Below are 17,872 nucleotides of genomic sequence, written 5' to 3' on the forward strand. Positions count from 1 at the left end.
GCACCGTTCCCGGGTGCGACCTGGACGCGCGGGCCGCCCCCTCAGGGAGTCGCGGTCGCTCGGCTCAGTGGTTGACGACGAGGAACAGGACGTAGGCCACCGCTGCCGAGGGCAGGATGCTGTCGATCCGGTCCAGGAGTCCACCGTGCCCCGGCAGGAACGACGAGATGTCCTTGATCCCGAGGTCACGCTTGATCATCGACTCGGTGAGGTCGCCGAGGGTCGCCGACCCGGAGATGAGCACCCCGAGGACCACACCCGTCCACCAGGGCAGCCCGAGCAGCAGCGTGCTCACGACGATGCCGACGATGATGCTCGCCGCCACCGAGCCCGCGAACCCCTCCCACGTCTTCTTCGGACTGATCCGCGGGGCCATCGGGTGCTTGCCGAGGTTGAGGCCCGTGGCGTAGGCGCCGGTGTCGACCGCGACGACGACGAGGATGAACGCGATCACCCACAACTGGCCGCGGTCCTCACGGGAGAGCAGGACGACGCACGCTCCGAGCAGGGAGATGTACGCCTGCACGAACAACCCGTTCGTGAGGTCGCGCGCGACGTTGCCCGCCGGGGGCTTCGTCCGCTGGAACGCCACCTCCCCCAGCCGCCACACGCTGATGAGCACGATGCCGCCGATCAGCGTGAACAGCGCGGGGACCTGGCCGCCGACGAAGGCTGCCGGGACGATCGCGATCGCGACGCCCACGCTCGGGATCCGCGGGACGTCGCGCCCCGCGAACCGCATCGCACTCGTCAGTTCGTAGACCCCGACGCCGAGCAGGAACGCCGCGACCACCATGAAGGCGGGCTTCCAGATGAGGAGTGCCGCGAGCATGACGACCGCGAACGCGAGCGCGATGCCGATCGCTGCCGGCAGGTTGCGCCCGGTCCGGGCCGTCAGTGCTTCGTTGCGCGCGTCGAAGTCCGCCCGGCGCCGCTGGATCGAGGCTTCGAAGTCGGCCCGCGCCGCCCTGGCTCGGGCGTCGAAGTCCTGTCGGAGTCCCCGTTTGGCGGGTTCCTGGGTCGTGGGGCGGTCACCGCCCTGGTCGTGACGACGCATCAGACCTCGAGGAGTTCGGCTTCCTTCTTCTTCAGCGCGTCGTCGATCTGGTCGACGTGCTTCTTCGTGATGACGTCGAGCTCCTTGTCGCCGCGCGCGATCTCGTCGTCCGAGATCTCGCCCTTGAGCGCGTCGAGGTCGTCCTTCGCCTTGCGGCGGATGTTGCGGACGACGACCTTGTGGTCCTCGCCCTTGCCACGGACGAGCTTCACGAACTCCTTGCGGCGGTCCTGCGTGAGCTCCGGGATCGTCACACGGACGACCTCGCCGTCGTTCGACGGGCTGGCCCCGAGGTTCGGGAACGTCGCGATGGCTCGCTCGATCTCCTTGAGCGCGGACTTGTCGTAGGGCGTCACGACGAGCGTGCGCGCCTCCGGGGTCTGCAGGCCGGCGAGCTGTGCGAGCGGCGTCGGCGTGCCGTAGTAGTCGACCGGGATCTTCTGGAAGAGCGCGGGGTTGATGCGTCCGGTACGGACGGTGGCGAAGTCGTCCTTGGCGACGTCGACGGCCTTCGCCATCTTCTCGGTGGCTTCGGTCAGGACATCACTGATCACGGTGGTTCTCCTTCGGTACTGCGTCGAGTCTAGTCAGCGGTCGCGGTCAGTTGCTGACGACCGTGCCGATCCGCTCACCACGGATGGCCGCCGCGACGTTGCCCGCACCCTCCATGCCGAACACGTGCATGGGCATGCCGTTGTCCATGCAGAGCGAGAACGCCGTGGCGTCGACGACCTTGAGTCCCTTGAGGAGCGCGTCCTGGTACGTCACGTGGTGCAGCTTCTCGGCAGACGCGTCCTTCTTCGGGTCCGCCGTGTACACGCCGTCGACGCCGTTCTTGGCGACGAGCACCTCGTGCGCGTCGATCTCGAGGGCACGTTGTGCCGCGACGGTGTCGGTGGAGAAGTACGGGAGCCCCGCGCCGGCACCGAAGATGACGATCCGGCCCTTCTCGAGGTGCCGCTCGGCGCGCCGCGGGATGTACGGCTCGGCGACCTGGGTCATGCTGATCGCGGACTGCACACGCGTCGCCGCGCCGGCCTGCTCGAGGAAGTCCTGCAGCGCCAGGGCGTTCATCACCGTCCCGAGCATGCCCATGTAGTCCGCGCGGCCACGGTCCATGCCACGCTGCGAGAGCTCTGCTCCACGGAAGAAGTTCCCGCCGCCGACGACGATCGCGACCTCGACCTCCTGTGCCACCGAGGCGATCTCCTTGGCGATGGTGCTGATGACGTCGGGGTTCACCCCGAGGGACCCGGCACCGAACGCCTCCCCCGACAGCTTCAGCAGGACGCGGCGTCGCCCGGTCTTCTCGTTCGTCATGTGGTGGGACCCTTCGTCGGATGTCTCGTGGGAATCTACTCGCGCACACGACGGCGCGCGAAAAACGGGGCTCGGAACCAGATGCTGGTTCCGAGCCCCGTCACGGGTTCGTTACGCGCCGACCTTGACGCGGGCGAAGCCCTGGATCGTGATGCCGGCGTTCTCGGCGGCCTTCGCGACGGAGATCTTGTTGTCCTTCGCGTAGTCCTGCTCGAGGAGCGCGACCTGCTTGCGGTACGCGTTCAGGCGACCCTCGACGATCTTCGGGAGGGCGGCCTCCGGCTTGCCCTCCTCGCGCGTGATCGCCTCGACGGTCGCGCGCTCCTTCTCGATGTCCTCGGCCGGGATCTCGTCGCGGGTGAGGTACGTCGGGTTCGCGAAGGCGATGTGCTGCGCGATCGAGCGTGCCTCGGCGGCGTTGTCACCCTCGTAGGCGACGACGACGGCGATCTGCGGCGGGAGGTCCTGCGAGGTCTTGTGCAGGTAGATCTCGAAGGCCGAGCCCTCGACACGGCGGACCGTGCGGATCTCGATCTTCTCGCCGAGCTGCGCGGCGGCCTCGTTCACGACGTCGAGGACGGTCTTGCCGTCGGCCTCGGCGGCGTTCGCGGACGCGACGTCGGTCGCACCGGCGGCCGCCACGGCTGCGAGGACCTTGTCGCCGAGTGCCACGAAGCGCTCGTTCTTCGCGACGAAGTCGGTCTCGCTGGCGAGCTCGACGACGGTCGCGGCACCGTTCTCGGCCGAGGCCACGACGATGCCCTCGGAGGTGGCGCGGTCGTCGCGCTTGGCGACGGCCTTGGCACCCTTGATGCGGAGGAGCTCGACGGCCTTGTCGTAGTCGCCGTCGGCCTCGACGAGCGCGTTCTTGGCGTCCATCATGCCGGCGCCGAGGTCGTCACGGAGCTTCTTCACGTCAGCAGCGGTGAAGTTTGCCATTGACTGGAGTCCTTTCTGGACTTGCGTGTGTGGGACGTGGAGCGGGGCGCCGGACCGTGGAGGTCCGACGCCCCGAGAGGTCACTCGGCGGGGGTGGCGTCCGCGTTCTTGGAGGCCTCGGCGACGGGCTCGCCGATCTCCTTCTCCGCGACCTGCGCGTCGGCGTCGTTCTCCTCGACCGGCGTCTCGGCGACGGCGGCGGGGGCCTCAGCAGCGGCCGGAGCGGCCTGCTCGCCACCGAGGAGCTCCTGCTCCCACTCGGCCAGCGGCTCGGCCTCTTCCTCGTCGCCGCCGTTGTGGCGGGTCTTGAGGCCCTCGGCCGCGGCGTCGGCGACGATGCGGGTCAGGAGACCGACGGAGCGGATCGCGTCGTCGTTGCCCGGGATCGGGTAGGTGATCTCGTCCGGGTCGCAGTTGGTGTCGAGGATGCCGATGATCGGGATACCGAGCTTCTGCGCCTCGTCGACCGCGAGGTGCTCCTTCTTGGTGTCGACGATCCAGAGCGCGCTCGGGGTCCGCGTGAGGTTGCGGATGCCGCCGAGGGTCTTGTGGAGCTTGTCCAGCTCGCGCTTCTTGATGAGGAGCTCCTTCTTGGTGAAGCCCTTCGTCGTGTCGTCGAAGTCGATCTCCTCGAGCTCCTTCATGCGCGCTAGGCGCTTGGAGACCGTCTGGAAGTTCGTGAGCAGACCGCCGAGCCAACGCTGGTTGACGTACGGCTGGCCGACGCGGGTCGCCTGCTCGGCGATGGAGCCCTGCGCCTGCTTCTTCGTGCCCACGAAGAGGATCGTGCCGCCGTGCGCGACCGTCTCCTTCACGAAGTCGTACGCACGGTCGATGAAGGCCAGCGACTGCTGCAGGTCGATGATGTGGATGCCCGAGCGCTCGGCGAGGATGAATCGCTTCACCTTCGGGTTCCACCGACGGGTCTGGTGTCCGAAGTGGACGCCGCTGTCGAGCAGCTGGCGGATGGTGACGACGGCCATGCCGTCCCTCCTTGTTCTCGGCGCGCGGCTGTTCGAGCCGCGTGCACGGTTGCGGTTGTGTCGGTCACGACCGGTGGTCGTGGCCCCTGGTGCCCCACCCCGGACGGCCGCCCGCTCGCGAGAGCGGGACCGGTGGCCGTGGGGTGCGTGTGGACACGCGAAGTCAGCGCGCTCAGCGCGCTGCTGGACAAATGCTAACAGACGGGAGGCGCGGTGCGGGACGGACCCGCACCGCGCCTCCCGGCCGGTGGTGAAGCTGGTGCGTCGCTCCCCGACGTCGTTACCGGGCGTCCACCGTCTCGCCCTCGGCGGTGATGCCCATCTCCTCGAGCGAACGACCCTTGGTCTCCGGGATCTTCTTGATGACGAAGAAGAGGGACAGGAGTGCGAACAGGGCGTAGATGCCGTACGTCACGGTGAGGTTGAAGCCGGAGAGGACCGGGAACGAGATCGTGACGACGAAGTTCGCGATCCAGTTCGCCGCCGATCCGACGCCGAGCGCCGTCGCACGGATGCGGTTGGGGAACATCTCGCCGAGCAGGACCCACATGAGCGGACCCCACGTGGCGCCGAACGACACGACGAAGAGGTTCGCGAAGATCAGCGCGATGATGCCCCACGCACCCGGCAGCTGCGGCTCGCCGTTCACGATCGTGGCCTGCGAGAACGCGATCGCGACCATCGCCAGCGACACGAACATGCCCGCGGAGCCCGCGACCAGCAGCGGCTTCCGGCCGAGCTTGTCGGCCGTGAAGATCGCAATGAAGGTGACCGCGACGTTCACCACCGAGGTGATGGTCGAGATGAGGAAGGACTGGTCCTCCTTGAACCCGACGGCCTGCCACAGCGTCGTCGAGTAGTAGAAGATCACGTTGATGCCGACGAACTGCTGCAGCACGGCGAGGATGATGCCGACCCAGACGATGGGCTGCAGGCCGAGGCGGTTGCCCCGGATGGAGCCCTTCTTCTCGTTGGCCTCCTTGTCGATGCCGTCCTGGATCTCCTCGAGGCTGGTGTTCACCGTGTCGCGGGGGACGATCTTCTCCATGACTCCGCGGGCGTCCTCCTTGCGCCCCTTCGCGAGGAGGAAGCGCGGCGACTCCGGCAGCGTGATCGCGAGGATGCCGTAGACCACCGACGGCACGACGCCGACGAGGAACATCCAGCGCCACGCCGGGAGCCCGAGGACGACCTCGGACGCGCCGCCGGCGGTGACGGCGAAGAGCTGGTCGGAGAGCAGGGCGGCGAAGATACCGATGGTGATGGCGAGCTGCTGGAACGAGGCCAGGGTGCCGCGGATCTGCTTCGGCGCGACCTCCGAGATGTACGCCGGAGCGATCACCGAGGCGGTCCCGATGCCGAGGCCGCCGATGAGCCGCCAGATCACCAGGTCCCAGGTCGCGAACGCGAAGGCACTGCCGATCGAGCTCACGAAGAACAGGACGGCGGCCCAGAACATCACCCGGGTGCGGCCCCAGCGGTCGGCGAGCCGACCGGCGAAGTAGGCACCGAAGGCGCAGCCGATCAGTGCGGAGGCGACCGCGAAGCCGCTGGCGGCTTCGGACAGGCCGAACTCGCCCTTGATCGCGTCGACGGCTCCGTTGATGACGGAGGAGTCGAATCCGAAGAGGAAGCCGCCGACCGCTGCTGCGATCGCGAACGCGGTGACCTTCCCCTTGAACGCACGGTCCTCACCGTGCTGGGTGGACGTGTTCGACACGGTGCTCCAGGTTCTTGCCGCCGTGCTGGGTGGGCGCACGGTGCCCCGGCGGTCGGCTGGTTCGCCGTCCGAGCGGCGTTGCGTGTTCCGGAGCGGCCCCGACTGTACTCCTCGCGCGCCGTGTGGTCATAACCGGTTCGTCCGGGTGTCGTCGGGCGGTCGGCCTGCGGGCGTCAGGTCGCGTGATCGGTTCCGCTCGAGTCGGTGGTCTGGTCGGCTCGGGTGGTCGGTTCCGTGGTCGGTTCCATGGTCGGTTCCATGAAACGCGCGCGTTTCGACGCGGCATGCGTCGAACGACCGGTGCGAAGTCGGAACGTGCGCGCTTCGGGGTCTCCCACGACTCCTGCACCGGCCAGGAGGCGCGGCTCACCGCCCACAGGTGGGCTGCGGTCGCGCCCGTGGCCGGCTGGCGGACGCGACGATCGGTCGCATGAACGTTCTGGTGAGGATCACGGTCGGGCTCGCTGCGTGCATGGCCATGGTGGTGGCTGCGATGGCCGACCCGACGGACACGGCGTCCAAGTGGGCGGCGGTTCGTGCGACGGCGCCGGAGCTCCAGCGCGCCGGGGCCGGGCACGCCGTGGCCGGGCACGCGATTCCCGGGCACGCGGAGGTCGGGCACGCGGAGGCCGGGCACGCGGCGTCCGAGCACGCGATGGCAGGGCATGCGGTGGCCGGGCACGCGGTCGGCAACGTCGGCGTCGTCCTCGCGGCGGGCCACGGGGCGGACGCGGCCGGTCAGGCACCGTGGGCGTGGCCGACGGATTCGCGTGTAGTCGTCCGCCCGTGGGAGGCGCCAGTCGACGACTACTCGGCCGGGCACCGGGGCATCGACGTCCCGGCGTCGATCGGTACCCCGGTGGTCGCGGTGGCGGACGGCACGGTCTCGTTCGCGGGCCCGGTCGCCGGCAGGTCCGTCGTGTCCGTCGACCACGGCGGCGGGCTCATCAGCACGGTGGACTCGGTCAGCCCGAAGGTCTCGCGGGGCGACACCGTCTCGCAGGGCGACGTGGTCGGGCGGGTCGCTGTCGGGCACTGTCCTGCGACCGATCCCTGCGTGCACCTGGGCGCGCGGCTCGACGACCGGTACGTCGACCCGACGCGGTACCTGCCCGCGGCGGCGTGGCCCGTGCTGCTGCCGGAGTCCGCTTGGCCAGGCTGACGCTGTCGTGCCGGGTCCGCGGATGCCGGGCGTCAGGCCCGGGGTTCGCTGTCCGGCGCGCGCGCCACTCGGTGCGCGGGCGCCCCGTGTCAGGCGCGGGGCGCGCTGTTCGGCGTCAAGCGCGGAGGCGCGGTCTGGTGTCAGGCGCGGGGATGCGCTGTCCGGTACACCTCGCGAAGTCGAGCCGAGGACACGTGTGTGTAGATCTGCGTCGTCCCGAGGCTCGCGTGTCCGAGCAGTTCCTGCACCGCCCGCAGGTCGGCTCCGCCGTCCAGGAGGTGCGTCGCCGCGGTGTGCCGGAAGGTGTGCGGACCGCTCGGTCCCTCCCCCGGCAGGTCCTGCAGCAGGCGGGCGACGATCCGGTAGGCGCTCCGCGTCCCGAGTCGGCCGCCGCGGTCGCCGAGGAAGAGCGCAGGCTCGCCGTGTCCGGCCGCGACGGTGTGCCCGGCTGCGTCCGTTGCCGTCGACCCAGCCGCACCGCCTGGTCCGCCAGCGGTCGTGCGTCGGGCGGCGAGGACCGGACGTCCCCGATCGAGCCACGCCTCGAGCGCATCCCTCGCGGGCACACCGAACGGCACCACCCGCTCCTTGCCGCCCTTCCCGAGCACGCGGACGGTCAGGCGGCTCCGGTCCACGTCGACCACGTCGATGCCGACGAGCTCGCTGACCCGGATCGCCGCTGCGTACAGCAGTTCGACGACGGCCAGGTCGCGCAGTGCGCCGGGGTCGTCCGTCCCCGCTCTGGCCGCGAGCCCGTCGAGCACCGTCCGCACCTGGTCGGTCGTGACCACGCGGGGCAGGTGCGACGCCCCCTTCGGTGCTCGGAGCCGCACGCCCGGGTCGGATGCGAGCACCCCGATCTCGCTCGCCCACCGGGTGAAGGCCCGGACGGACGAGGACCTCCTGGCGATCGTGGACCGCGCGACCGAACGCTGGTCGGCCTCCCACAGCCAGTCGCGGAGCAGTTCCAGCGAGACGTCGTCGATCTCCCCCGCGCCTCGGGCGGCTGCGAAGTCCACGAACTGCCCGAGGTCGTTCGCGTACGCCCGGACGGTCTGCTCGCTGAGGCCGCGCGCGTGTCGGGCATGGCCGAGGAAGGCGTCGACCACCCGGCCCAGATCCCGCTCGCCGCCCGTACCGTCCACGGTCCCAGGCTACGGCTCACCGCTGCGCCACCTTCGACCACCCGCCGACCCCGTGCTGGACGAGCCCCTGCACCTGCGCGAGTGCCAGCGCATCGGTCGCGTCGGAGACGGACATCCCGCTCCGCCGCGCGACCTCGTCGATGGAGAGCGATCGACGGCCGAGGGCGTCCAGCGCCCGCAGCACGTCAGGGTCGTCGTGCACGAGCAACGGCGTGCCCGACGACGGTGTGCCCGACGACAGCGGGACCACGCCGCCGCGCTGCTCGATCGCCGCGGCAGCCGCCTCGTCCGGGTGCACCATCAGCTGCGCCCGCCCCTGCGCCACGAGCCGGTGGCACCCGACGGACGCGGCGGACGAGAACGCCCCAGGCACCGCGAACACCGTCCGACCGAGTTGCCCTGCGTGGTGCGCGGTGTTCAACGCCCCCGATCGGGCTCCCGCCTCGACCACCACGGTCACGTCGGCCAACGCGGCGATGAGGCGGTTGCGGGCGAGGAACCGCCACCGCGACGGACGGGTGCCCGGTGGTGACTCCGCGATGACGGCTCCGCGCTGCGCCACGTTGCGGAGCAGCTCGACGTTGCCGGTCGGGTACAGCTGGTCGACCCCGCCGGCGAGCACCGCGACCGTGACCGCCCCGGCAGCGATCGCCACCCGGTGCGCCGTGGCGTCGATGCCGTACGCTCCGCCGCTGACGACGACGCATCCGGAGTCGACGGCGCGTGAGGTGACGTCCGCCGCGGCCTCCGAGCCCGCGATCGTGTTCGCGCGGGAACCGACGACCGCGACCGCTGGTGGGCCGAAGACCGACGGGGCCGGACCGAGCGACGAACGGGTCCAGAGCACGAGGGGCGCATGGTGCCCGAGGTCGTCGACCCGCTCTGGCCAGCCAGGGCTCCCCGGGACGAGCAGGCGGGCCCCCACGGACCCGGCGGCGGCGAGGACCGCGCCGACGTCAGCGGTGTCCAACCGTGGACGCCACCGCTCGACGGCCTTCGTCAGCGCACGGGCGTATGCACCGGGGTCGTCCGTGCCGGCGACCCCGCGCTCCACACAGATCCCGAGGAGTCCGTCGATCCCGTCGTCCACGGCCGCGAGGACCGACTCGAACGCCAGCGGCGCGCCGAGCGTGTCCACGAGGCCGCCGGCGATCGCGTCACCGGGTTCAGCGACGACCGACCACGCGACCCGCGTGACGACCTCGACCGCGTCGACATCGTCTGGACCGCAGGGACCGCCCGGACCGCCGACGCCGCCTGCGCGGCCGAGGCCCGTCGCGCGCGCCACCGCGTCGAGGAGCTCAGGCCGTCCGTGCCGGGTCACAGCGCGCTCCGCAGCGCCAGCGCACCCGCGACGTGGCCCGCGGTCGGCCGGTCCGCTTCCGCGAGGTCGGCGAGCGTCCATGCGAGTCGCATGACCCGGTCCCACCCGCGCATCGTGATCGTGCCGCGGTCGAGTGCCCGGTCGATGACGGCGGTCGAACCGGGATCGCCCCTCCCCTCGCGGCGGAGCCACGTGCCCGCGACCTCGGCGTTCCGACTCCACCCGGTCCCGGCCAGGCGCACCCCGGCCCGAGCGCGCGCCGCCTCGACGAGCGCCCGGGCCTCCGCGGTGGTGGGCGCCCGGGATGCGGCGCTCCGGACTGCTGCCGACGTGACCCGCGGCACCTGCACGCGGATGTCGATGCGGTCGAGCAGCGGCCCGGACAACCGCGCGAGGTACCGCCGGACGGTGTTCGGCGAGCACTCGCACGGTGCGGCGTGCGCGACCCCCGCATTGCCGCACGGGCACGGGTTCGCCGCGAGGACGACCTGGCACCGCGCGGGGAACTCGACCGTCCCCGCGGAGCGGTGCACGCTGATCCGCCCGGACTCGAGCGGTTGCCGCAGCGCGTCGAGCACGGCCCGCGGGAACTCGGGCGCTTCGTCGAGGAACAACACACCGTGCGTCGCTCGGGACACGGCGCCCGGCCGGATGACACCCGACCCGCCGCCGATCAGTGCGATGGCCGAGGCGGAGTGGTGCGGAGCCTCCCACGGTGGGCGGCGCGTCCAGGACCGCACCCCGTGACCGGCGACCGACCGGACGGCCGCGACCTCGAGCGCCGCGGTGTCGTCGAGGTCCGGCAGGATCCCCGGGAGCCGCTCGGCGAGCATGGTCTTGCCGGCACCGGGTGGCCCGAGCATGAGGACGTGGTGTCCCCCGGCGGCGGCGGCGAGGACCGCACGGACACCGACCTCGTTGCCGACGACCTCGCCGAGCTCCGACACCGGCCGGTCCACGGCATCCGGCTCGGGCAGGGTCACCCCCACGGGATCGACCTCGACCGGGGGCAGCGCCGCACCGGCGTCGATCGCGGCTGCGCGGAGCGAGTCCACACCCGTGACGGTCAGGCCGCTGACGATCTCGGCCTCGGCGACGTTGCCCGTGGGGACCACCGCGCGGCGGATGCCCGCGTTCCGCGCGGCGAGCAGCATCGGGATGATCCCCACGACCGGTCGCAGCCGTCCGTCGAGGCCGAGTTCGCCGAGGTGGACCGTCTCCGGCGACACGCGGGGCGCCTTCCCCGCTCCGGCGAGCACGGCCATGGCGATCGCGAGGTCGAACCCCGACCCACGCTTCGGCACCGCGGCCGGCGTGAGGTTCACGGTGATGCGGCGCGCCGGCAGCGGGCACCCCGCGTTCGCCGCGGCCGAGCGCACCCGCTCGCGGGCCTCGCCCAGGGAGGTGTCCGGCAGCCCGATGATCCGGAACGCGGGCAGCTGGCTGGTGAGGTGTGCTTCGACCTCCACCAGACGCCCCGTGACCCCGAGCAGGGCGACCGCCGCTGCCCGTCCGATGCCCGTCACTCGACGCCCGCCACGTGCTCGACGGCGTACCGCGGGCCGTCGACGTGCACGGCGACCGCGTCGATCCGGATCGAGCGCGCGGACACGTCGGGGTGCTCGGCGAACCACGCGGGCACGAGGCGACGCAAGCGCGCGACCTTCACCGCCGTGATCGCCTCGAACGGGTGGCCTGTCGTTCCCCCTGCCCGCGTCTTCACCTCGATGAACACGAGCGCGTCGCCGTCGCGTGCGATCAGGTCGATCTCGCCCCGGGCGCAGCGCCAGTTGCGTTCGAGCACGTCGTAACCGCGCTCGCTCAGCCATTCCGCCGCGATCGATTCGCCGTGCGCGCCGAGTGGTGTCGTCGTTCCGTTTCCCATGTTCCGCCTCCGACGCCAGGTTGCGACATCGTCGGGGCCGGTGCGCCCGACCGCACGGGGATTGTGGACCGTGAGCGAGACGGAGAATGCTGTGCAGGAATGACGAAAGGGCCCGGGCGATCACTCGCCCGAGCCCGTTCGTCGTCTTGCTAGTGTGCGGCCGCGTAGGCCTCTTGCACCTGGGTCGAGATGCGTCCGCGGGACGAGACCTCGTACCCGTTGTCCTTCGCCCATTCGCGGATCTTCGCGAGTTCTTCCGAGTTGCCACGCTTGGGCGCGGACTTCGACGCGCTCCCTCCGCCGCTGGAACGCCGGCCGCTCACCTTGCGCGCAGCAGCGACGTAGTCCGAGATCGCCTCACGGAACTTGTCGACGTTGTCGTTCGAGAGGTCGATCTCGTACGTCGACCCATCGAACGCGAACTCGACCGTGCGGCCTTCGCCGGGGGTGATCGGAGAATCGTCGAGGTCGTCGACGAGCTGGACGGTGACCTTCTGTGCCATTGCGACTCCTTGATCGGGGAAAGTCCTCTCCCGGAGATTATCGCAAACAAATGCATTCGGTCACCGCGCCCCGGCGTTTCACTCGTCGAGCGCGAGTTCCTTCGGCAATTCCAGTTCGCGTGCCGTCAGTTCTTCGACGTTCACGTCCTTGAAAGTGAGCACTCGAACAGATTTCACGAATCGATCGGAACGGTAGACATCCCACACCCAGACGTCCTTCATCGACAATTCGAAGTAGAAGTCGTGTTCGGTGTCGCGGCGGACGAGTTCGACCTCGTTCGCCAGGTAGAAACGTCGTTCGGTCTCGACCACGTACCGGAACTGCGACACCACGTCGCGGTACTCGCGGTACAGAGCCAGTTCGACCTCGCGGTCGTAGTCGTCGAATTCGTCGTCATCCATCGCGCCCCACAGTCTACGGCGATGCCGAACGCGCGTCCCACACCCGCACGGTACGAGCGGCGGTCACCCGACGGCGTCGAGCTCCGCGAACCCGTCGAGCGTGACGGTCGTTGCCTGGTGCAGCCACGACTTCCGGTGCAGGGCGTGCGCCCCGACGCTCCGGATGCCCTCGTAGTGCGCGGTCGACCCGTACCCCTTGTTCGACGCCCAGCCGTAGTGCGGTGCGTCATCGTGCGCGGCCACCATCAGCGCGTCTCGGGCGACCTTGGCGACGACCGACGCCGCTGCCACGGACGCGCAGTCCCGGTCCGCCTTGACCCGGACGACGACGTCGAGTGGGTCGGAGCCGACGAGCAACGCCGCCGGCACCGCACGGGACAGCCAGTCGAACGACCCGTCGAGCACGACCACCGCGCCGTCGAGGGACACCCCGCTGTCGACGAGCCGCCCGAGCGCCGCAGCACCCGCCTGCCCGAGCGCGGGCACGATGCCCTGCCGGTCGACGACCTCGGCCGACGCCATGCCCACCGCCGTCGGCGCCCACCGCTCGACGACGGGCACGAGCGCGTCCCGTCGGGCAGGGCTCAGGAGCTTCGAGTCCGCGAGCCCCTTCGGCACACGGCCGATGTCGAGCGTCACGGCCGCGACACCGACGGCGACCGGGCCCGCGATCGCACCGCGACCGACCTCGTCCATCCCGATCACCGTGACCCGCCCGTCACCGAGCAGGCGCTTCTCGACGCGCAGGGAGGGTCTGACAGCGGTCACTCGTCCCGCTCCTGCACGCCCGCGAACACGTCGGGGTAGTCGTCGAGCCACGTCCAGCGGCTGGTGGGCCAGGAGATCACGAACGCTCGCCCGGTGACGTCGGACAGCGGGACGAAGCCCTTCGACGGGGTGTCCCGGTTGTACCGCGAGTCCTTCGAGTCGTTGCGGTTGTCGCCCATCACCCAGATGGTGCCCTTCGGCACGGTCACGGAGAAGTTCGTCGCGGACGCCGGCGCACCAGCCGGCAGCTTGAGGTACGGCTCCTTGATCGGCACGCCGTTGACGGACATCTGCCCGAGATCGTTGCAGCACGACACCGTGTCACCGGGGAGCCCGATGACCCGCTTGATGAGGTGGTCGTCGCTGTCACCGGTACCCAGGCCGATCTGGGTGAGGACCCAGTCGGCTGCCCGGCCGACGGGTGTCGTCGGCGTCACGTTCGGCACGTCCGTGCCGGTGAGCCAGCCGCCCGGGTCCTTGAACACGACCACGTCGCCGCGCTTGAGCGCGACCACGTCCGGCACGAGTTCATTGACGATGACCCGGTCGTTGATCTGCAGCGTGTTCTCCATCGACCCCGACGGGATGTAGAAGGAGCGGATCAGGAACGTCTTCACGAGGAACGACACGAGGAGCGCTGCGATGAAGATGATGAGGAGATCGCGGATGAAGGTGAGGACGCCGTTCCGCTTCTTCCCCGAGCGTGGCCGCAGCGTCGGTTCCTTCGTCGTGTCGGTCATTTCCACTCTCGTTCGTGCACGGCTCCCCCGCGGACAGCGGCCCCGTTCGACGAAATGCGTCCGGGAACGGGAAGAGCCCCCGTCCACGCACAACCGTACATGGACGAGGGCTCGTCAGCGGCGTCCGTCTCGCGGCCGCCCACTGCGAAGGCGATCAGGCGTCGCGCTTCTCCTTGATCTTGCGGCGGGCCGCCTTGCCGCGGAGCTCGCGCAGGTAGTAGAGCTTCGCACGACGGACGTCACCGCGGGTGACGACCTCGATGTGGTCGATGATCGGCGAGTGCACCGGGAACCAGCGCTCGACGCCGACCTGGAAGCTCACCTTGCGGACCTTGAAGGTCTCGCCGAGGCCGTGGCCCTGACGTGCGATGACGACACCCTGGAAGACCTGGATACGCGAACGCGTGCCCTCGATGATGTTGACGTGCACCTTGATGGTGTCGCCGGGGCGGAAGTCGGGGACGTCGGTGCGCAGCGACGCTGCGTCGACGGAGTCGAGGAGCTGGCTCATGATGGGTCTACTCTCTGCGGACGCACACGGGTCGCCGCGGATCGGTATCGGAAAGTGTGGTGTCGGTGCCCGGTGTCGGCGACTCCCCCGTGGCAGAGTCCAGCCAAGGCACAGCGGACAATCTTGCCACACGACGCTCCGGAGACAAAACGCACCGCGGAGCACGGGCAGGATGGACCCATGATCGAACTCCGCACGCCCGCTGAACTCGACGGCCTCCGCGTCGCCGGGCGCTTCGTCGCCGACGTCCTCGACGAACTGCTCGAGACGGTGGACGTCGGAGTGAACCTGCTCGACCTCGACCGCGTCGCCGCCCGCATGATCGCCGACCGCGGCGCCGAGAGCTGCTACGTCGACTACCACCCCTCCTTCGGGAAGAGCCCCTTCGGCAAGAACCTCTGCACCTCGGTCAACGACGCCGCGCTGCACGGCCTGCCGTACGACCGCGTGCTCGTCGACGGCGACCTCGTCAGCCTCGACTTCGCCGCGAGCGTCGACGGCTGGGTCGCGGACTCCGCCGTGACCGTGCAGGTCGGCGCGCCGCGGGACGACGACCAGCGACTCGTGGACACGGTGGAACGGGCGCTGGCTGCCGGCATCGCGCAGTTCCGCGTCGGGAACAAGCTCGGCGACGTCTCGTACGCCATCGGGCACGTCGCGCACGAGGCCGGCTACGACGTCAACACGCAGTTCGGCGGCCACGGGGTCGGTCGGACGATGCACGGCGAGCCGCACGTCCCGAACGACGGCCGACCCGGACGCGGCCTGAAGCTGCGGCCGGGACTCGTGGTGGCGATCGAGCCGTGGCTCATGCAGAGCACGGACGAGCTCTACCAGGACGACGACGGCTGGACCCTGAAGAGCGCCGACGGCTCGCGCGCCGCGCACGTCGAGCACACGGTCGCCGTGACGGAGGCGGGTCCCGAGATCCTCACGCTGCGCCGCGCGCAGCGGGCCGGCACGACCTCCTGACGACCTCGGCGCGGCGCCACGTGGTCGCGCGACATGCCGCGCGTGCAGCGCGCTGGTCGCAGGAAGCGTCGCCTCGCACGGACGCCGACGACACATCCTGCGATCAATGCCGCCAGCGCAGCCAGCGCACCCAGCGCAGCCAGCGCAGCGAGCGCGACCAGCGGGACCAGCGCAGCCACCGCGCCGAGACGCGCCCGTCTGACGGCCTGGAGGCACGGTGCGACCCCGCCCCGCGCCTCCAGGCCGCAACGGCGGAGCCGCAACGTGGCAGACGGCGAAGCCGCAACAGCGCAGACAGCGAAGCCGCAACGGCGCGGACGGCGGAGCCGGGACGGCGCAGACGGCCGAGCCGGCTACTCCGCGCTGCGCAGCTCCGCGGGGTCCTGCAGCAGGTCCGGCCGCACGCGCCGCGTGCGCTCCACCTGCTGCTCGTGCCGCCACGCGGCGACCCGGGCGTGGTGCCCGCTGAGCAGGACGTCGGGCACGTCGAGACCGCGCCACGACGAGGGCTTCGTGTACGACGGGTACTCGAGCAGGCCGTCCTCGTGGGACTCCTCGACGAGCGACTCCGGGTTGCCGACGACGCCGGGGACGAGTCGCCCGACGGCCTCGATCATGGCCATCGCCGCGACCTCGCCGCCGTTCAGCACGTAGTCGCCGAGCGACAACTCGACGACGTTCGCCCGCTCGGACGCCCACTCGAACACCCGCGCGTCGATGCCCTCGTACCGCCCGCAGGCGAACACGAGGTGGTCGGCGGTGGCGGCGAGCGACCGCGCGATCGACTGGGTGAACGGCGTGCCCGCGGGCGTCGGGACGACCAGGGTGGACGTGCCGTCCGCGCGGAAGACCGACTCGAGCGCCTGCGCCCACGGCTCCGGCTTCATGACCATGCCCGCTCCGCCGCCGTACGGGGTGTCGTCGACGGTGCGGTGCCGGTCGGTGGTCCAGTCGCGCAGGTCGTGCACGTGGAGGTCGAGCAGCCCGTCGACTCGTGCCTTGCCGAGCAGCGAGACGTCGAGCACGGAGAAGAACTCGGGGAAGATCGTGACGATGTCGATGCGCACGGCGCTACCCCTGGTCGGACGGTGCGACCGTCTCGGGTCGCGACGTGTCCTCGGGGTCCTCGAACAGCCCGGTCGGCGGCGTCACCGTGAGGGTCCCGGCGGCGATGTCCACCGCGGGCACGATGGCCGAGACGAAGGGCACGAGCACTTCACCGCGGTCAGGGGTGTCGATGGCGAGGAGGTCCTGCGCCGGGAGGTGGTCGACCCGTGCGACGGTGCCGACCTCGACGCCGTCGCGGAGCACGCGGAGTCCGACCAGCTGGTGGTCGTACCAGGCGTCGTCCTCGCCGGTCTCGGCGTCGGTGTCCTGCTCGACCCAGAGGATCGCCCGCGCAAGGGTCTCAGCAGCGGTGCGGTCCTCGACGCCCTCGAAGAAGGCGACCGGGTGGCCGTTGTACCAGCGGAGTTCGTCCAGCGTGATGGTCTTGCCCGACCACGGGGAGTCGTCCGGGACCTGGAGCGTGAACGTCGCTCCGGACGTGAACCGACGATCCGGGTCGTCGGTGTAGAGCTCGAGCTTGATGCCGCCCTTGAGCCCGTGCGCCTTCGTGATGCGACCCACCCGGAGCTGGGTCGTCTCCCTAGGAATCGGTGTCGACCACGTCGACCCGCACCCGCTTGCCGTCGGCGAGAGCCGAGACGAGGGTGCGGAGCGCCTTTGCGGTCCGTCCGGCGCGACCGATCACGCGGCCGAGGTCCTCGGGGTGCACACGCACCTCGAGGACCTTGCCCCGCGCGGAGGTGGAACTGGCGACGCGCACGTCGTCCGGGTGATCGACGATCCCCTTGACGAGGTGCGTCAGCGCGGATTCGAGCAAGGAATTACGCCTCGGTCGTCTCGGCTGCGTCGTCGGCCGGAGTCTCCTCGGCAGCGGCCGGGGCCTCCGCCTTCTTCTCCGACTTCGGCTTGAGGACGGCCTTCTTCGAGGAGTCGGCGACGAAGGCCTGCTTCGGCTCCGCGACCTTCACCTTGGAGGCGGTGTCCTTCTCGCCCTTGAACTTGGCCCAGTCACCGGTGAGCTTGAGCAGCGCGGCGACCTGCTCCGACGGCTGCGCGCCGACGGAGAGCCAGTACTGCGCGCGGTCGGAGTCGATCTCGATGACCGACGGCTCCTCGGTGGGGTGGTACTTGCCGATCTCCTCGATCACGCGACCGTCGCGCTTGGTGCGCGAGTCGGCGACGACGACACGGTAGTACGGCGCACGGATCTTACCGAGACGCTTGAGACGGATCTTGACAGCCACAATTGCTCCTGTTGCGTGTTGTTGTGGTTGAACCGGAACCGCGGGCGTGGGGGCACACACGGTGGAAGCTCGAAGGAAGTCGTGAACTGCTGGATAGAGGGTCGAGCAGCCACGATTCGACCGTTCATT

General features: G+C 70.5%; 21 protein-coding genes. 2 read left to right on the forward strand and 19 right to left on the reverse strand.

Annotation, left to right across the window (positions count from 1 at the left end; translation table 11 throughout):
• Positions 1–64: 64 nt before the first annotated feature.
• From ABC270_RS12165 to ABC270_RS12190, 6 genes are all read right to left on the reverse strand, one after another.
• Positions 65–1,057, reverse strand: a complete 993-nt coding sequence (locus ABC270_RS12165) for a phosphatidate cytidylyltransferase (RefSeq protein ID WP_412881031.1) — start codon at positions 1,055–1,057, stop codon at positions 65–67.
• The gene (frr, locus tag ABC270_RS12170; RefSeq protein WP_412881032.1) at positions 1,057–1,611 is read right to left on the reverse strand and encodes a ribosome recycling factor; all 555 of its coding nucleotides are present in this window, start codon (positions 1,609–1,611) and stop codon (positions 1,057–1,059) included. Before frr ends, ABC270_RS12165 begins: the two co-directional genes overlap by 1 nt.
• A 46-nt stretch (positions 1,612–1,657) precedes the next feature.
• Entirely contained in the window at positions 1,658–2,377 is a 720-nt protein-coding gene (gene pyrH, locus ABC270_RS12175) for a UMP kinase (RefSeq protein WP_412881033.1), read from the reverse strand.
• Positions 2,378–2,488: 111 nt separating this feature from the next.
• On the reverse strand, positions 2,489–3,316 hold the full coding sequence (tsf, locus tag ABC270_RS12180) for a translation elongation factor Ts (RefSeq protein WP_412881034.1): 828 nt from the start codon (positions 3,314–3,316) through the stop codon (positions 2,489–2,491).
• Between the two features lie 80 nt (positions 3,317–3,396).
• Positions 3,397–4,299 carry a 30S ribosomal protein S2 gene (rpsB, locus tag ABC270_RS12185; protein ID WP_412881035.1) on the reverse strand — a complete coding sequence of 301 codons (903 nt, stop codon included), beginning with the start codon at positions 4,297–4,299 and terminating at the stop codon, positions 3,397–3,399.
• A gap of 280 nt (positions 4,300–4,579) precedes the next feature.
• Complete coding sequence (locus ABC270_RS12190; RefSeq protein ID WP_412881036.1) at positions 4,580–6,019, reverse strand: sugar porter family MFS transporter; 1,440 nt, start codon at positions 6,017–6,019, stop codon at positions 4,580–4,582.
• A 430-nt stretch (positions 6,020–6,449) separates the two neighbouring features.
• On the opposite strand from ABC270_RS12190, the gene ABC270_RS12195 reads away from it, so the two are divergent.
• The gene (locus ABC270_RS12195) at positions 6,450–7,181 is read left to right on the forward strand and encodes a murein hydrolase activator EnvC family protein (protein WP_412881037.1); all 732 of its coding nucleotides are present in this window, start codon (positions 6,450–6,452) and stop codon (positions 7,179–7,181) included.
• A gap of 140 nt (positions 7,182–7,321) precedes the next feature.
• Here ABC270_RS12195 and ABC270_RS12200 read toward each other — a convergent pair whose 3' ends face one another.
• The 9 genes from ABC270_RS12200 to rplS all read right to left on the reverse strand — a co-directional run bounded on the left by ABC270_RS12200 (position 7,322) and on the right by rplS (position 14,459).
• On the reverse strand, positions 7,322–8,326 hold the full coding sequence (locus ABC270_RS12200; protein ID WP_412881038.1) for a tyrosine recombinase XerC: 1,005 nt from the start codon (positions 8,324–8,326) through the stop codon (positions 7,322–7,324).
• A 16-nt stretch (positions 8,327–8,342) separates the two neighbouring features.
• Positions 8,343–9,650, reverse strand: coding sequence for a DNA-processing protein DprA (gene dprA / locus ABC270_RS12205; protein WP_412881039.1), 1,308 nt, complete (start codon positions 9,648–9,650; stop codon positions 8,343–8,345).
• Positions 9,647–11,176, reverse strand: a complete 1,530-nt coding sequence (locus ABC270_RS12210; RefSeq protein ID WP_412881040.1) for a YifB family Mg chelatase-like AAA ATPase — start codon at positions 11,174–11,176, stop codon at positions 9,647–9,649. The genes dprA and ABC270_RS12210 overlap by 4 nt, the downstream gene beginning before the upstream one ends.
• Positions 11,173–11,535, reverse strand: a complete 363-nt coding sequence (locus ABC270_RS12215; RefSeq protein WP_412881041.1) for a YraN family protein — start codon at positions 11,533–11,535, stop codon at positions 11,173–11,175. The genes ABC270_RS12210 and ABC270_RS12215 overlap by 4 nt, the downstream gene beginning before the upstream one ends.
• A 149-nt stretch (positions 11,536–11,684) precedes the next feature.
• Complete coding sequence (locus ABC270_RS12220) at positions 11,685–12,038, reverse strand: histone-like nucleoid-structuring protein Lsr2 (RefSeq protein ID WP_412881042.1); 354 nt, start codon at positions 12,036–12,038, stop codon at positions 11,685–11,687.
• A 78-nt stretch (positions 12,039–12,116) separates the two neighbouring features.
• The gene (locus ABC270_RS12225) at positions 12,117–12,440 is read right to left on the reverse strand and encodes a DUF2469 family protein (protein ID WP_058726671.1); all 324 of its coding nucleotides are present in this window, start codon (positions 12,438–12,440) and stop codon (positions 12,117–12,119) included.
• 63 nt (positions 12,441–12,503) lie between these two features.
• Entirely contained in the window at positions 12,504–13,208 is a 705-nt protein-coding gene (locus ABC270_RS12230) for a ribonuclease HII (RefSeq protein WP_412881043.1), read from the reverse strand.
• Positions 13,205–13,948, reverse strand: a complete 744-nt coding sequence (gene lepB / locus ABC270_RS12235; protein ID WP_412881044.1) for a signal peptidase I — start codon at positions 13,946–13,948, stop codon at positions 13,205–13,207. Before lepB ends, ABC270_RS12230 begins: the two co-directional genes overlap by 4 nt.
• Positions 13,949–14,102: 154 nt before the next feature.
• Complete coding sequence (gene rplS, locus ABC270_RS12240; RefSeq protein ID WP_058726668.1) at positions 14,103–14,459, reverse strand: 50S ribosomal protein L19; 357 nt, start codon at positions 14,457–14,459, stop codon at positions 14,103–14,105.
• Between the two features lie 180 nt (positions 14,460–14,639).
• On the opposite strand from rplS, the gene map reads away from it, so the two are divergent.
• Positions 14,640–15,431 carry a type I methionyl aminopeptidase gene (gene map, locus ABC270_RS12245; protein ID WP_412881045.1) on the forward strand — a complete coding sequence of 264 codons (792 nt, stop codon included), beginning with the start codon at positions 14,640–14,642 and terminating at the stop codon, positions 15,429–15,431.
• 353 nt (positions 15,432–15,784) lie between these two features.
• Here map and trmD read toward each other — a convergent pair whose 3' ends face one another.
• From trmD to rpsP, 4 genes are read right to left on the reverse strand one after another with little or no spacing between them, the layout of a single operon-like run.
• Entirely contained in the window at positions 15,785–16,498 is a 714-nt protein-coding gene (gene trmD, locus ABC270_RS12250) for a tRNA (guanosine(37)-N1)-methyltransferase TrmD (protein WP_412881046.1), read from the reverse strand.
• A gap of 4 nt (positions 16,499–16,502) precedes the next feature.
• Positions 16,503–17,060 (reverse strand): ribosome maturation factor RimM, encoded by a 558-nt coding sequence (gene rimM / locus ABC270_RS12255; protein ID WP_412881047.1) that lies wholly within the window; start codon positions 17,058–17,060, stop codon positions 16,503–16,505.
• Between the two features lie 19 nt (positions 17,061–17,079).
• Positions 17,080–17,316, reverse strand: coding sequence for an RNA-binding protein (locus tag ABC270_RS12260; protein ID WP_412881048.1), 237 nt, complete (start codon positions 17,314–17,316; stop codon positions 17,080–17,082).
• Between the two features lie 4 nt (positions 17,317–17,320).
• Positions 17,321–17,743 (reverse strand): 30S ribosomal protein S16, encoded by a 423-nt coding sequence (gene rpsP / locus ABC270_RS12265; RefSeq protein WP_412881049.1) that lies wholly within the window; start codon positions 17,741–17,743, stop codon positions 17,321–17,323.
• Positions 17,744–17,872: the final 129 nt, after the last annotated feature.

Source organism: Curtobacterium phoenicis (genome assembly GCF_047238015.1).
Lineage (GTDB): Bacteria > Actinomycetota > Actinomycetes > Actinomycetales > Microbacteriaceae > Curtobacterium.